9 protein-coding genes are annotated in these 14,708 nt (G+C 70.6%); 5 read left to right on the plus strand and 4 right to left on the minus strand.

The window, feature by feature from the left end; genetic code table 11:
- Positions 1 to 41: 41 nt before the first annotated feature.
- The 4 genes from TBR22_RS05105 (at position 42) to TBR22_RS05120 (ending at position 4,979) form a co-directional block, all read left to right on the plus strand.
- Positions 42 to 1,514 carry a ThuA domain-containing protein gene (locus TBR22_RS05105; protein ID WP_239491880.1) on the plus strand — a complete coding sequence of 491 codons (1,473 nt, stop codon included), beginning with the start codon at positions 42 to 44 and terminating at the stop codon, positions 1,512 to 1,514.
- A 223-nt stretch (positions 1,515 to 1,737) separates the two neighbouring features.
- Entirely contained in the window at positions 1,738 to 3,048 is a 1,311-nt protein-coding gene (locus tag TBR22_RS05110) for a Gfo/Idh/MocA family protein (protein WP_239491881.1), read from the plus strand.
- Positions 3,049 to 3,050: 2 nt separating this feature from the next.
- The gene (locus tag TBR22_RS05115; protein ID WP_239491882.1) at positions 3,051 to 4,121 is read left to right on the plus strand and encodes an SUMF1/EgtB/PvdO family nonheme iron enzyme; all 1,071 of its coding nucleotides are present in this window, start codon (positions 3,051 to 3,053) and stop codon (positions 4,119 to 4,121) included.
- Between the two features lie 261 nt (positions 4,122 to 4,382).
- Positions 4,383 to 4,979: a hypothetical protein gene (locus TBR22_RS05120; protein WP_239491883.1), complete on the plus strand. Its 597-nt coding sequence runs from the start codon at positions 4,383 to 4,385 to the stop codon at positions 4,977 to 4,979.
- Between the two features lie 168 nt (positions 4,980 to 5,147).
- Here TBR22_RS05120 and TBR22_RS05125 read toward each other — a convergent pair whose 3' ends face one another.
- The 4 genes from TBR22_RS05125 to TBR22_RS05140 form a co-directional block, all read right to left on the minus strand.
- Positions 5,148 to 7,478, minus strand: a complete 2,331-nt coding sequence (locus tag TBR22_RS05125; RefSeq protein WP_239491884.1) for an ATP-binding protein — start codon at positions 7,476 to 7,478, stop codon at positions 5,148 to 5,150.
- Positions 7,479 to 7,484: 6 nt separating this feature from the next.
- Positions 7,485 to 8,762: a glycosyltransferase family 4 protein gene (locus TBR22_RS05130; RefSeq protein ID WP_239491885.1), complete on the minus strand. Its 1,278-nt coding sequence runs from the start codon at positions 8,760 to 8,762 to the stop codon at positions 7,485 to 7,487.
- Between the two features lie 58 nt (positions 8,763 to 8,820).
- On the minus strand, positions 8,821 to 10,878 hold the full coding sequence (locus TBR22_RS05135; protein ID WP_239491886.1) for a glycoside hydrolase family 3 N-terminal domain-containing protein: 2,058 nt from the start codon (positions 10,876 to 10,878) through the stop codon (positions 8,821 to 8,823).
- A 149-nt stretch (positions 10,879 to 11,027) separates the two neighbouring features.
- Positions 11,028 to 13,730, minus strand: coding sequence for a c-type cytochrome (locus tag TBR22_RS05140; protein ID WP_239491887.1), 2,703 nt, complete (start codon positions 13,728 to 13,730; stop codon positions 11,028 to 11,030).
- Here TBR22_RS05140 and TBR22_RS05145 point away from each other — a divergent pair.
- The gene (locus TBR22_RS05145) at positions 13,729 to 14,652 is read left to right on the plus strand and encodes an amidohydrolase family protein (RefSeq protein ID WP_239491888.1); all 924 of its coding nucleotides are present in this window, start codon (positions 13,729 to 13,731) and stop codon (positions 14,650 to 14,652) included. The genes TBR22_RS05140 and TBR22_RS05145 overlap by 2 nt on opposite strands.
- The last annotated feature ends 56 nt before the right edge of the window (positions 14,653 to 14,708 follow it).

Here is a 14,708-nt window from a genome sequence, read left to right on the forward strand (position 1 = left end):
ACAGCGCGGATCGGGGGATCGCGGATCGGGGCGGAGGATCGATGACTACGAGACATGCGGCGACGATGGCCGTGATCGCCGGGACGACGGCGGGGCTGCTGGTGGCGGTGCAAGGCGTCGGCGCGCAGGGCGGCGGGCGGGCGCAGGTGGCGGCCGGCCTGTTCAGGGCGCTCGACGCCAACGGCGACGGCAGCCTGACGCGCGAGGAGACCCAGGCCGGCTTCGACGGCTGGTTCACGAAGTGGAAGGCCGCCGACGCGGCGGGGCTGACCAACGAGTCGCTGATGATGGGCCTCTCGCAGGTGCTCCCCGACACGGGTCCGCAGTGCGGTGGCCGCAGCCCCAATCCGCGCACGCCGTGCCAGCCCGACGTCGACGCGATGACGGCGCAGCTGCCTGCCGCGGCACCGGCGAAGGCAGCCCGCCCGCGCAAGGTGCTCGTGCTGGCGCGTGCCGCCGGCTTCGTGCACTCCTCGATCCCGCTCGCCGCCCGTACGGTGGAGGAACTCGGCAAGAAGACCGGGGCGTGGACGACGACGGTCAGCTACGACGCGGCCGACATCACCGAGGCCAACCTGAAGCAGTACGACGCAATCTTCCTCGCCAGCACCACCGGCCACTTCCTCGACGATCCGAAGGACGCCGCCGCGACCGCGGCGCGCCGCAAGGCCTTCCTCGACTTCGTGCGCGGCGGCAAGGGCATCGCCGCCATCCACGCCGCCTCCGACGCCTACCACGCCAGCGCGGCGGCTCTGAAGCGCGCAGGGCAGGGCGCCGACCCGACGGCCGCGCGGCTCGCGGCACTCGGCCCCGGCATCATGTCGGCCTTCCCGATGGCCGGTCGCATCCTCGCCGAGGGCGACGCCGACAAGAGCGGCGCGCTCAGCCGCGACGAGGTGAAGGCGGTGGGCGGGGCCTGGTTCGACAAGGTGGACACCGGCAGGACGGGCCGGGTGAGCCAGGCCGACTTCGTGGCCCGGTACGACCTGCTGATGCCGCCGCCTCCCGCGCGCCCCACGCGGCCGGGCAACGGCCAGGCCGCGGCCACCGAACTCGGCCCCGACGATCAGGTCGGCACGTGGCCCGAGTTCAACATGCTCATCGGCGGCATGTTCAAGTTCCACTGGAACGACGGCCAGGAGATCACCTACAAGGTCGACGACCCGGCCAGCCCGCTCACGGCGCCCTTCAAGGGACACGCGCCGTTCGTCGTCGCCGACGAGACCTACACGTTCGGCCGCGAGGTGTACTCGCGCCGCAACCTGCGGGTGCTGACCAGCGTGGACATGGCGAAGATGACGCCCGAGGACAAGGCCAAGGAGCAGTTCCCGCGGCCCGACGGCGATCACGCGCTCAGCTGGATCCGCGCCGAGCAGAAGGGCCGCGTGTTCTACATGTCGCACGGCCACAACGAGAAGGTGTACGCCAACCCGGTGCTCCTGCAGCACCTGCTGGCCGGCATCCAGTACGCGCTCGGCGACCTGAAGGCCGACGACTCGCCGAGCCAGAAGTAGGCGGCTGGCGTCACAACAAGGAGGCTGGTCGCGTCGCGCGTCCGGCCCCGTCCACCCCCGCCGCCCCGAGTGTTTTGCCGCCGACTTTGTCCCATTCCGGGACGAGTTCGTCGGCCGGGGTGTAGCGCTCGCGGCTCCGGCGGCGTCATGCAGGAAGGGATATGATTTGCGCGATCCGGGCGCCGCGAGGACGTGCGCTCACTCCGACCCTCCAGTGACTGCCATGACCAACACATCGAAGAACGTGCCCAGCAGGACCGACCGCCGCGACTTCCTCAGGAAGTCGGGAGCCGCCGCAGGCGTCGCCGCGGCCGGGTTCCCGGCCATCATCTCCGGCCAGTCGGTGACCAACGCCCTCAAGGTCGGTTTGGTCGGCGCCGGCGGGCGTGGCAGCGGCGCCGCCGCCCAGGCCCTCACCGCCGACAAGAACGCGGTGCTCACCCAGATCTGCGACATCGACGAAGCCATCGTTCTCCGGTCGCTCACGCGCCTGCAGGGCAGCCAGAAGTTCGGCGCCCAGGTGAAGGTCACCAAGGCGGCCTGGGGCCTCGACGCCTACGAGCAGGTGATCAACAGCGACGTCGACGTGGTGTTGCTCGCGGCGCCGCCGGGGTTCCGTCCCGCGCACCTCAAGGCCGCGGTGGACGCCGGCAAGCACATCTTCTGCGAGAAGCCGGCTGCGACCGACGCGCCGGGCATCCGCTCGGTGATGGAGTCGCACAAGGCCCAGCAGGCCAAGGGCAAGGCGCTCGTGGCGGGCTTCTGCTGGCGCTACAACAACATGATCTCGGCCGCGATCGAGCAGGTGCACAACGGCGCCCTCGGCCGGCTCGTGGCCCACTACTCGACCTACTACACCAACCCGGTCAAGCCGATGCCGCCCGAGAACACGCGGCCGGCGGGCATGGGCGACATCGAGTGGCAGGTGCGCAACTGGTACAACTTCGTGTGGCTGTCGGGCGACAGCCTCGTCGAGCAGGCCGTCCACAACGCCGACAAGATCATGTGGGTGATGAAGGACCAGCCGCCGGCCAGCTGCGTGGCGGTGGGCGGTCGAGCCGTGCCGGCCAACGGCGGCAACATCTACGACCACTTCGAGGCCAACTTCGTGTACCCGAACGGGTACCGCGTGTTCCTCGCCAACCGGCAGTCGACCGGCTGCTTCAACGGCACGCTCGACTACGTGATGGGCACCGACGGCACGCTGTTCCTCGGCAAGGGCAAGCCGCGCATCGAGACGCCCGACGGCAAGATCAAGTGGCAGTGGGAGGGCGAGGAGTACGACATGTACCAGCGCGAGCACGACGTGCTGTTCAAGTCGATCCGCGACGGCAAGCCCAAGAACGACGACCTGAACCTCGCCACGAGCACGCTGCTGGCCATCATGGGCCGCGACGCGGCGTACTCGGGCCTGGAGCTCACCTGGGAGCAGGCGCTCAACTCGACGGTGAACCTCCTGCCGCCGACCCTGCAGATGAACGCCGCGTTCGAGGCGCCCGGCCTCGCCATCCCGGGACGTACCAGGGTCTCCTAGTCATGACCGCACGACTCGCGGCCGTCGTCGCCCTCGCCCTCGTGGCCGGGGCGGCGACCGTGCCGCTCTCCAGCTTCCAACCGGCCGCGGCCCCCGCCGCGCCGGCGATCGACCCGAAGGAGATGAAGGCCGTCGAGGAGATCCGCGCGCGCATCCTCGCCAAGGCGAAGGCGACGCCCGCGGCCAAGGCCTACACGGTCACCGTCCCCGACACCACGGCCACCTTCGGCATGGCGCCGATCCCCGCCGGTGAGTTCGACATGGGGTCGGCCGATGCGGCGGCGCCAGCCGACCAGAAGCCGGTCCGGAAGGTGAAGCTCGACGCGTTCTGGATGATGACCACCGAGGTCAACTGGGACGCGTACCTGATGTTCATGTTCGCCGACCAGGCCAACGAGAAGGCCAAGCCGGACGCCATCGTCGATGCGTTGAGCCGGCCGACCGCGCCGCACCTCGAGATGAGCTTCGGACGCGGCAATGGCGGCTTCCCGGCGATCAGCATGACGCCGCACGCCGCCAACAAGTACGCGCAGTGGCTCAGCGCCAAGACCGGCGAGTACTACCGCCTGCCGACCGAGGCCGAGTGGGAGTACGCCTGCCGGGCCGGTGGCGCGCCGGCGTTGCCGGAGGCGCAGCTGGCCGAGGTGGCGTGGTACCAGAAGAACTCCGGCACGCAGGAGTTCACCGACGGCACGTACCACAAGCTCGGCTCGAAGAAGCCGAACGCGTGGGGACTCCACGACATGCTCGGCAACGTGATGGAGTGGACCGCCGATCAGTACGCGCCGTACGTCGCGGGTCCGCAGGTCAACCCGTGGGTGCGCCCGACGACCTCGTACCCGATGGCCGTCCGCGGTGGCTCGTGGAACGACCCGGCCGATCGCGTCAACTGCACCATCCGCTACAAGTCGGACCCGGTGTGGAAGGAACGCGACCCGCAGCTGCCAACCAGCCTCTGGTACATGACCGACGCCGAGTGGCTCGGGTTCCGCCTGGTGCGCCCGGCCAAGGTGCCGAGCGCCGAGGAGATGTACAAGGCCTGGAACAACGGCGTCGAGGTCGATCCGTACTGAGACGGCCGTCGTCATTCGGCCTTCGGCCTTGGGAACACCATAGCGCCCCGGAGATCCGCAATCTCCGGGGCGTCTGTCGTTTCCGAGTGAGTCAGGGGCCAGCCGTCTCCCGTGTCCGGCGGCCCCACGCCTTTCGTTCCTCGGCGACAATCGCGAAATCGTTCAGTTTCAGTTCTGCCGACGTTTCTCCCCTCTGTACGCACACAACAGACGCATGACCGCCAGGGACACCTGCCTCCGGCGGGTGCGGGGAGGACCGAGATGGCGAACATGAATGGCTCGGGTCGCGTCCTGATCGCGGCCGCGGCAATGGGACTCCTGGTCGCGCAGGCCCAGCGCGTCACCGCCCAGGCGCAGAAACCGGCCGCCCCGGTCAGGATCGTGGAATCGGTGCCGCTGCCCATCAGCGGCACGGTGACGGTCGGCGGGGACACGTCGGTCACCGTCAACAACGCGGCCACCGCTCCGGTGCCGACCCGCGACGTCGATCGCGTTGCCAGGGAAGCGTTCCAGGTTGGCGTCGTTCCGACGAGTTTCTCGGGCTCGTCCGCCACCCGAGACCTGGCCACGGTCCCTGCGGGCAAGCGCCTGGTCGTCGAGTACGCCTCGGCCTGGATCAACGCAGGCGGCGCCGGTGGATTGCTATCGGTCGCCATCTATACGGGGTCCCAGGCCGTCAACGATCTGCCATGCACGCCGCAGGGGCAGAACGCTCTCAACTTCGTGTATGCATGCGGGGCGCTCACCAGGCAGTACGTCAACGCCGGCGAGACGCTTCGCTTCTCGGCCGAGACCTTCGCCAACTCCGGAGGGTTCTTCCGCGTCCTGGTGAGCGGCTACTACGAGCCGGCGCCCTGAGGCCGCGTACTGCCTCGGAGATCCCCATCTCCGGGGCAGTCGTGTCTGGGGCGATGAAGGCGAGCGAAGGTCAGACAACGCCAACGGCGCCGTCGCTCGCGTCGCTGACAGTCGCCTTGCATGTGAGGGGCGGCACCCGGAACGGGCCCGCCGCCCCGCTGCCGCGCGTCACCGCTGGCGCAGCACCTGATCCACGGCGTCGGTGAACGCTTCGACGGTGAACGGCTTCTGCAACAGCATCGGCCCGGTCCCCTCCACCGACGCGCCATAGCCACTGATGAGCAGCATCCGCATCGTCGGGTCGTCGCGTCCGATGAGCGCGAGCAACTCGGCTCCCGACAGCCCGCCGGGCATGATCATGTCGCTCACCACGAGGTCGAAGGGCTCGGGACGGGCCTTCCACAGATGGAGCGCCTCGGCGCCATCGGCCGCGGGCTGCACCGTGAAGCCTTGCCGCTCGAGCACCTGCACCAACAGGCGGCGCAGCGCCGTCTCGTCCTCCACGAGCAGGATGCGGGCACGGCGCGCCGTCGGCACGGCTGCCGGCGCCTTGGCCGGTTCGGCGGGCCGGCCCTCGGCGTCGGCGCGGGGCAGGACGACGCGGAAGGTGGCCCCGACACCCATCGTCGACTCGACCTCGATCCAGCCGCCGTGCTGCGTGACGATCCCATAGGCGGTCGCCAGCCCGAGGCCGGTGCCCTTGCCGGCCTCCTTGGTCGTGAAGAACGGCTCGAACAGGTGCGGCGCATCGTGATCGGCGATGCCGGTGCCGGTGTCGGTCACCTCGAGCGCGAGGAACGAGCCGGCCCGCGCCCCTGGCCGACCCTGGACGTCGTGCGGGCCGAGGACGAGCGGACGCGTGCGGACGTGGATGGTGCCGCCACGTGGCATGGCATCCCGTGCGTTGACCACGAGGTTCATCACGACCTGCTCGAGCATGCCGGGATCGGCGTGCAGGTGCAGGGCTTCCGGCGCGCCGTCGAAGGTCAGCGAGACGTGCTCGCCGATGACGCGACGCAACATCCCGAGGAACCCGGTGACCAGCGCGTTCAGCTCCACGTCCCGCAACTGCAGGTGCTGCCTGCGGCTGAACGCGAGGAGTTGCCGGGTCAGACCCGCCGCGCGCTGCGAGGCCGCCTCGATCTCGAGCAGTCCCGCCCGCACGGCGTCCGACAGGTCGGGCGTCGCGTGCAGTTCGCCGAGCTGGAGCAGCACCGACGTGAGCAGGTTGTTGAAGTCGTGGGCGATGCCCCCGGCGAGTTGGCCGATCGCCTCCATCTTCTGGGCCTGGATCAGCAGCCCTTCCAGCCGGTGGCGCTCGTCCTCGGCCTGGCGTCGATCGGTCACGTCCTGCGTGATGCCGTGCAAACCCGTGACCTCGCCGTCCTCGCCGTACACGGGCTCACCCCGCGCCACCACCCACCGCACGCCCGGTACACCCACCAGTTCCATATCCAGGGTGTACGGTCGGCCCTCGGCGAGCGCGAGCGCCACGGCTTCACGGAGCCGCTGCCAGCTCTCGGACGTGTAGAAGCGCGCGTGCTCCTCGAAGGGAGGCACCACCGAGTCGGGCGGCAGGCCGAGCAGTTCCTGCTGACTCGACGATAACGTCACCTTGCCCGTGCGCAGGTTCCAGTCCCAACTGCCGATGCGCGCGATGCGCTGCGCCTCGAGGAGTTCGCGCTCGCGTTGCTCGGCGCGCCGCTCGGCACGCACGCGGGCGTCGACGTTCTGGCTCACCACGCTGGCCCCGACGATCCGGCCGGAGGGGTCACGGATCGGCGCCAGCGCGTGATCCCAGGCGCTGTGGGGCGGGGTCAGGTCAGCGGAGGTGTGACAGACGAATGTCTCCCCGGCCAGGGCCCGGTGGTACCAATCGGTCCACTTCGCCCGTAACGCGTCGGGCAACTGCGGCAGGAGGACCGATTCGCCGACCTCGAGCGGGCGCCCACGCAGGGCACGAATCCGTGCCTGGTAGGTCTGGTTGGCCACCTGCAACCGGAGGTCGGGGTCCACCGACCAGACCAGCGACGTCGTGCTGTCGAACACCGACAGCAGGCGGGTGCGTTCCCGCACCAACTCCGCGATCAGTCGCTGGTAGAAGGCCGTCGGCTCGATCCGCCCGAAGCTGGCCGCGGCGTCCTTCGGCTCGGCACGAGCGACGACCGGCCGCGACAGGTCCACCACGTACCCCATCCACGTGTCGGGCGGGGCGTCGGGAATGAAGGCGCAGCACAGCATGACGGCCACGCGGGAGCCGTCCTTCCGGAAGAACTCCTTGCAGTAGGGCACCGTGAAGCCGCCGCTGCCAGCGGCCATCGCCTGCTGGATGCCCGCCTCGTCCAGGTGGAGGAACTCGGGCGGCGTCATGGCGGTCCAGTCCATCTGGCCCCGCTCGAAGTCCTCGCGCGTGTAGCCCACGATCGCCAGGAACACGTCGTCCACGTCGGTGATGCGCGGGCCGACGCCCTTCATGATGCCGACCAGGCTCGAGGGCATGTCCGATTATGCTCCCGACGGCCGGGCGAGCAGCGTGTCCTCGAAGGCCCGGAGATGCTCGGCCACCAGGTGTGGCCATGCGAACTCCCGCTCGGCACGCTCGCGGCCGCGCGCCACGAGTCGGCAACGCAGCCCCTCGTCGCCATGCAGGCGCGTGAACTGCCTGAGGAAGTCGCCTGCGTCGTCGCTCTCGAAGAGCAGGCCGTTGTCCTGGTGCGTCACGACACTCGGGATGCCGCCCGAACGGCTCGCCAGCACCGGGAGGCCTGCCGCGTTCGCCTCGCAGAGCACTCGCCCCATCGTCTCGGCGTCGTGCAGCCCGCTGACGCGATGTCGAGTGATGCGGCTGGCGAGCACGAACGCATCGGCGGCCGCGTAGTACCGCTGGATCTCCCGCTGCGGTACCCGGCCGACCAGGCGCACCGCCTCGCCCGCTCGCGCGGCCTCGACCATCGCCTCGCACCTGGCCCGCTGGGTGCCGTCGCCGACGACCACCAGCTGCAGCCGCGGCTCGACCTGCCGGAGGGCGGGTACCTGCGCCACGAGGAAGTCGAGTCCCTTCTTGGCTACCAGGCGGCAGGCCGTGAGCAGCACCCAGGCGTCGGGGTCCAGCCCGCAGGCGCGACGGGCCCGGGCCCGGTCACGGGTCGGCGCGAAGCGGAGGGTGTCCACGCCACCCGGCAGCACGCGCACCTGGCGCGCGTCGGCGCCGACGCGCGCGAGCAGGTCACGCGTGTAGGCGCTGTTGGCGAGAATCAGTCGATTGGCCGCGACGCTGCGCCGCACCAGCGCCTGCCGTCGTCGGCGGAACGCCGCTTCGAGCCACTCGGGTGCGTTCCACCGGCGGTACCAGCGGTGCAGCCGCTGCTCCAGCGCCGGATGGCTCACGATCCGGCTGCCGGCGCGGTAAGGGTAGGCGATCCACGGGCGCTGCACGTCGTTGCCCGCCGAACGACACACGACCGGCACGCCCAGCGCCGGGCCGAGCAGGCCGTAATAGACGTTCGAGGCGTACACGAGCGCCACCCGAGAGGCGCGCAGGCGGGCGACGAGCCACTGATGGTTCGCCCAGAACCCGAGGCGACTGAGCACGCGGTGCACCGGGTAGCCGGCATCGCGGTCGAACGCGCGGGCCTCCTCGGCGAGGCGCGGGTCGTCACAGCGGTAGGTGTACACGCTGATGTCGTGACCGCCCTCGCGCAGCGCCCGGGCCAGGCTCTCGGCATGCGTCTGCATGCCGCCGATGCCGGGCGGGAACTCCGTGAGAATCAGCGCGAGCCGCATCGCCGGCAATTCGACACTCGGATCCGGAATCGACGGGGCCGCGGCGATGCCGCGCCCCCTACCTGCCGTACGTGCGGCCGTGGCCGAACGGGTAGAGCGGGTTCGCCGAGTCGTGCGGCAGGTCTTCCTTCTGCGCGCGCACGGCCTCCATCGACGAGGGCAACTCGAAGGGCAGCTTGCCCACCGGCGGGTACGTGCCGGTGACCACGTCGAGGAGCGCCTCGTCGCTCACGCCGAAGTGCGCGAGCATCGCCGCCGATTCCCTCGCGAGTTCGGGGACGACGTACGGCCGGTCGAAGTACATGGCGACGATGGTCGGCCTGGCGCCCATCACGGCGCGAAGCTTCGCCAGGCGCTCGGCCGGCAGCGTCAGGTCGATGGGCGCGCCGCCCGTGTTCATCCCGCCGAGGCCCGCGCCGCGTGGATTGCGGCCGCCCGGCGCACCCGGAGCGCCGCCGGGCCCCCCGGGGCGACCGCCGCCTGCGCCAGCGCCACCACCGCCTGGACGCGGACCCATCGGCCTGGCGCCCGGCACCTCGCTGGACACCTCGTTGAAGGTCACGCGGACGAGCGCGACGTCGGCCTCCTGCGGCGTCGCCACCACCGTGAAGCCGCGCAACGACACCACCTTCGGATCGACGCCCTCGAGATACACCTTGCGGCCGGCCTTCAGCGGCAGCACGCCCTTGTCGTCGTGCAGCAACACCACCGACTTGCGCTGCGCCTCGAGCGCCTGCTTCTGGAAGGCGGCATTGCGGATGGTCCGCTCCGCCGCGTCGGGGTCGGCGTACGGGTTCTCGAAGATGCCGAGCGCCATGCGCACCTTCAGGATCCGCCTCGCCGACTCGTCGACGCGCGCCTCGGTGAGCTCGCCCTTGCGCACCAGGTCGACCACGTAGTGCGGCGTCGCGTCGTTGCTGTAGATGTCGACGCCCGCGTCGATGCCCTTCCTGTAGCGCTGCTCGATCGTCAGGTCCTCGACGCCCCACACCATCGACGTCGTGATGCCGGAGTCGGAGTTGACGATGCCGCGGAAGCCGAGGCGGTTGCGCAGCAGGTCGGTGACGATCGCCTTGTTGTAGCTCATCCCGACCTGCTCCGCCGTGATGCCCTTCGGAATGGAGTAGTACGGCATGATGGCGACCGCCCCGGCATCGATCGCGGCCTTGAACGGCTTGACGTGGTACTCGAAGTTGTCGCCCGGGTACACGTCGTACTTGCCGTAGTCGAAGTGCGAGTCCTGCCCCTGGATGGCGGGGCCGCCGCCGGGGAAGTGCTTGAAGATCAGCGCCACGCTCTTCGGACCGAGCGAGGCCCCCTGGTAGCCTCGGACCATCGCCCGCGCGATGTCGCTGGTCAGGTCGGCGTCCTCGCCGAACGTGCCCGAGATGCGCGCCCAGCGTGGCTCGGTGGCCAGATCGATCTGCGGGTGATACGCGCCGCGGATGCCGACGGCGACGTGCTCCTCGGCGGAGATGCGCGAGAACTCGGTGATCAGCGCCATGTCGCGCGTCGCGGCGAGCCCCAGCGTGCCCGGCCACTGCGAGAAGCTCTCGCCAGCCTCGGCGATCCCCACCACCGCGGTGCCACCGAGGTGGTTGCGCGGGTTGGTCACGAAGAACGCCGGGATGCCCAGTCGCGACGACTCGGCGATCGCCTGCACGGCGTTGAGCCAGGTGACCATCGTCCGTGGGCTGGTGTTGACGCGGTTGATGAACTGCCGCATGTGCAGCTTCAGGATGGCCTCCGAGGTGCCCGGCAGGTTCCACGACGGACCGCCGAACGGATTCGGCATCGGCCGCGACTCCTCGTTCACCGTGCCGTCCGGCCCCATCGGCAGCGTCGGGCTCACCATCAGGCCCGCCTTCTCCTCGAGGGTCATCTGCGCCACGAGGTCGTCGACCCGCGCGTCGATCGGTTGCCGCCAGTCTTCGTACACGTCCACGCGGCCGTTCTTGTTCAGGTCCTTGAACCGGAAGCCGTCGGCCTCGATCACCTTGACCGATCGCGTGCCGAGCACCGGCATCGTCGGGCGCGCAGGTTGCGTGTGGGTGACGATGGCGAGACCCGTCATGACGAGGGTGACGCACGCGAGCGTGGCGAGGCGATAGGACATCGACAGGACTCCGGCTGGAAGGGAACCGCTCGATTGTAGGGCAGGCGAAGCCGCCTGCCGACCTGAAGGTCGGCAGCCACACATTTCGGGCTGCCCCCGCGGCTTCTCTTGAGCGTGGGCGTCGACCTTCAGGTCGACGCGAGGCGCGCCTACCGCACTTTCGCCAGTTCCGCGTCGGTCCACGGCGTCCTGCGTGCCTTCGTCGTGGCACGCACCCTGCCGATGAGGGTCGGAGTGACCGGCGACCCCTCCTGTCCCCACTCGCGCCGCACGTAGGTCAGCACCTGCGCGATCTGCGCATCGGTCATCGCGGCGCCGAGCGCCGGCATCAGGCCGGTCTGCCCTTCCTTGCCGTGCAGCAGCACGCGAGCCGGCACCGCCGCGTCGGCATGCTGCGCGATCGGTGAGCCGACCAGGCTGGCCGCCCGGCCGGGCTGACCGCGGCCGTCGGCCTGGTGGCAGGCCTGGCACAGCGCCTGGAACAGCACCCGCCCGGCGTCGAACCGCGCCTGCTCCTCGGTGGTGAGCGGCGGCGGCGCAGCGACGTCGCCAGGCTTGCCGGGCCACGAGACGCGGGTGAGCACCGTGGCGGCCTGCTTGCCGATCACGGAATCGCGGGTGGCCAGCGCGATGAAGGGCTCCGGCGCACGCGCCAGCCGCAGTGGCGGTGCCGCAGGTGCGGGGCGGGAGGCGGGCCACGCGTACGCGTAGGCACCGCCCTCACTCAGGCGTCCACCAGGGCAGGTCGGACAGGTCGCGCCAGGAGGCGGTGGCAGGGCCGGCAGTTGGCCCGGGACTGGCGCCCCGAGGATCCCGATCTCGGCCCCGTGCATGAGCGCGGCGGCAAGGGCGGGCGTGCGGTCCACTTCGGTGGCGATCGCGCCAAGCACCCGTTGCGCGTCCTGTTCGCGCGCCGTCCGCAGCAGGGTCGCCGTCAGCATCGTCAGGGCCGGATGGGTCGAGGCAGGGGAGGCGCCGGCCGCCGCGGCGCTCACGAGGCGATCGAAGACCGGCCGTTCGGCGCCACGCAGGCCGCTCAACACGACGTCCACGAGGACCGGATCGTCGCCGCGGGCCTGCAGCAGCGCGGCGGCGGCGTCCCACTTGCGGTCGCCGTCGGCGAGCGTGCCGAGCGTGGCGGCGGCCTGCAGGCGGACGCGAGCATCGGGGTCGGCCGTGCGCGCGATCACCAGGGCGTGCAGCACGTGGCTGGGCACGTCGATCCAGCGCTCGGCGATGCGGAGCGCGGCCGCCCGCACGTCCGGCGACGGGTCGTCGAGGGCGAGCTGGACGTGGCCGGTCGTGATGGCGTCGAGCCCGTCGAGCGTCCACAGCGCGTGGACGCGGGTGCGTGCGTCGGGCGCCGTGCGCGCCAGGCGCTCGAGTGCGGGCGCGGCCGTGGACTCGCCACGTTGCACGAGCAGCCGCTGCGCGGTGTCGCGGCGCCAGCCGTTGGGGTGCGCCAGCATCGCCAGCAGGCCGGCTTCATCGGCCGGCACCGGCGCGGTGTCGCGAACGGTCGTGTCGTGCACCACGCGCCAGATGCGCCCGAGGCCACGCGGGGCGAGCAGCCCGTGCTGCTCCGCATAGGCCTTCAGGTACACGGTGAGCGAGAGCCGATGCTCGATGAGGCCCCGGTACATGTCGACCACCGTGAGCGTGCCGTCGGGAGCATTGGCGAGGAACACGGGTCGGAAGCGCTCGTCGGTGGACGCGAGGAACTCGGCATCGGGGTACGCCTTCGACGCGCGCACGCCGGCCCCGTCGTCGCGCAGGGTGATGCGGCTGACGACGTTGCCGGCCGGGTCGGCGATGAAGACGTTGCCGTACACCTCGGCGGGCAGTCGGTCGCCTCGATACACCAGGGGACTGCAGGCGGCGGTGTAGCGTGCGAGGGTCCCGTCGGCGCGACGGACGCCGGCCTGGTACCCACGATTCAGTCCGGGAGTGGGCCGCACCGGCCACACGGCATTGAGATCGTTGTCGGGCATCGACAGGCGCTCGTAGCTGCCGCGCGTGCGCAGCAGCGCCGGGTGGCGTGCGAAGTACTCGCCGGCGACCATGTCGACGTGCAGCGCCGACTCGTTCGAGTTCCGGTACGTGCGTCCCGCATCGTCGTGCGAGACGCCCCACTGGCCTCGGGTCGGCGAGGGCGCGGCCAGCAGCGTGCCCGCCTTCCACTGCAGGTGAAGGCCGGACTGGCCGGCCGAACGGAGCCGGTTGTCGAGCGACCAGTCGAAGCTGTTGGCGTTGTTCTGGACGTCGATGTCGCGCCGGCCGAAGCGATCGGTGACGCGCTCCTTCGTGTCCATGCGCAGGTCGCCGTTGGTGTCCTTCATCAACCAGACGTCCGGGGGCTCGGCGACGAGCACCCCGCCGGCCAGCACCTTCACGCTGCGGGCGAGCACGAGGCCCTCGGCAAACACGGTGCGGCGGTCCATGCGGCCGTCACCGTCGCGATCCTCGAGCACCACGACGCGCCCGAGTGGCTCGTGCTCGGTCGACGCGACGTCGGCCATGTACCCGGGCATCTCGACGACCCACACGCGTCCTTGCGGATCCCAGTCGATGGCGATGGGATCCTGCACGAGCGGTTCGGCCGCCACCAGCTCCACCCGATAGCCGGGAGCCAGGAAGAAGGTGTCGCGTTCCTCGTCGGGACTGCGCGGCGGCGAGTCGGGGGCGACGGCCTGGACCCCGGGGGGCCACGGACGCGCCGAGCCCGGCAGCGCGCCGGCCTGCGCGGCGGCGCGCGTCGGCGTCGCGACGAGCGGCTGGCCATCGACGCCCGAGAGGCAGGCGATGGCGGCGAGCGCAAGGACGGGCAGGATCCGGGACACAATGGCGCGCATGATCGATCGTCGGGAGTTCCTTGCCGCCACTGGCGCGGTGCTCGCGCTTCGGGGTCTGGCGCGGGCGCAGGGTGAGCCCATCATAGACATCCACCAGCACGTGGGCTACAGCGGGCGTCCCGACGAGGTGCTGCTGGCGCACCAGCGGGCGATGGGGATCACGACCACGATCCTGCTCCCCGCCGGTCGGCCGGCGACGCGCCCCTCGACGCACCAGGGCGGCTCCAACGGGCTGCAGGCCCAGGCGCTCGGGCAGGACGCGTGCTTCGCGTTCGCGCTGGCGCATCCCGGCGAGTTCCTGGTCGGCGCCAACGACGTACCCGATCTCGAGGGCGCTCTCGTCGAGATCGAGCGGCAGTTGAAGCGCGGCGCGGTGGTCATCGCCGAGCAGAAGTTCGGCGTCGCCTGCGACGCGCCGGAGATGCAGGCGATCTACCGCCTGGCCGAGCAGTACCGCGTGCCCGTGCTCATGCACTGGCAGTTCGGGATGTACAACCACGGCTTCGAGCGGTTCCACACGATGCTCGAGAAGTACCCGCGCGTGAACTTCATCGGTCACGCGCAGACGTGGTGGGCCAACATCGACGCGCGTCACGCCGACCAGACGGTGCTCTATCCGAAGGGTCCGGTGACACCGGGCGGGATCACCGATCGCTACCTGCGCGACTACCCGAACATGTACGGCGACCTGTCGGCCGGCTCGGGACTCAACGCCCTCACCCGCGACGAGGCGTTCACGCGCGACTTCCTCGTGCGCCACCAGGACAAGCTGCTGTACGGCAGCGACTGCAACGATCACGTCGGCAGCGGCGAGAAGTGCCAGGGCGCGCAGACCATCGCCGCGGTGCGCCGGCTCGCGGGCAGCAAGGCCGTGGAGCGGAAGCTGCTCCACGACAACGCGAAGCGGCTGTTCAGGATCTAGTCGCGGATCGCGGTTCGGGGATCGGGGATGTTGTTCGTAGCCGTCGACCTTCAGGT

It is taken from the genome of Luteitalea sp. TBR-22 (genome assembly GCF_016865485.1).
Lineage (GTDB): Bacteria > Acidobacteriota > Vicinamibacteria > Vicinamibacterales > Vicinamibacteraceae > Luteitalea.

What these genes read in the sequence shown, in the direction of transcription:
- TBR22_RS05140 (WP_239491887.1), bottom strand. Translation starts at nt 13,730, where the DNA reads ATGCGCGCCATTGTGTCCCGGATCCTGCCCGTCCTTGCGCTCGCCGCC.
- TBR22_RS05115 (WP_239491882.1), top strand. Translation starts at nt 3,051, where the DNA reads ATGACCGCACGACTCGCGGCCGTCGTCGCCCTCGCCCTCGTGGCCGGG.
- TBR22_RS05135 (WP_239491886.1), bottom strand. Translation starts at nt 10,878, where the DNA reads ATGTCCTATCGCCTCGCCACGCTCGCGTGCGTCACCCTCGTCATGACG.
- TBR22_RS05145 (WP_239491888.1), top strand. Translation starts at nt 13,729, where the DNA reads ATGATCGATCGTCGGGAGTTCCTTGCCGCCACTGGCGCGGTGCTCGCG.
- TBR22_RS05130 (WP_239491885.1), bottom strand. Translation starts at nt 8,762, where the DNA reads ATGCGGCTCGCGCTGATTCTCACGGAGTTCCCGCCCGGCATCGGCGGC.
- TBR22_RS05125 (WP_239491884.1), bottom strand. Translation starts at nt 7,478, where the DNA reads ATGCCCTCGAGCCTGGTCGGCATCATGAAGGGCGTCGGCCCGCGCATC.
- TBR22_RS05120 (WP_239491883.1), top strand. Translation starts at nt 4,383, where the DNA reads ATGGCGAACATGAATGGCTCGGGTCGCGTCCTGATCGCGGCCGCGGCA.
- TBR22_RS05105 (WP_239491880.1), top strand. Translation starts at nt 42, where the DNA reads ATGACTACGAGACATGCGGCGACGATGGCCGTGATCGCCGGGACGACG.
- TBR22_RS05110 (WP_239491881.1), top strand. Translation starts at nt 1,738, where the DNA reads ATGACCAACACATCGAAGAACGTGCCCAGCAGGACCGACCGCCGCGAC.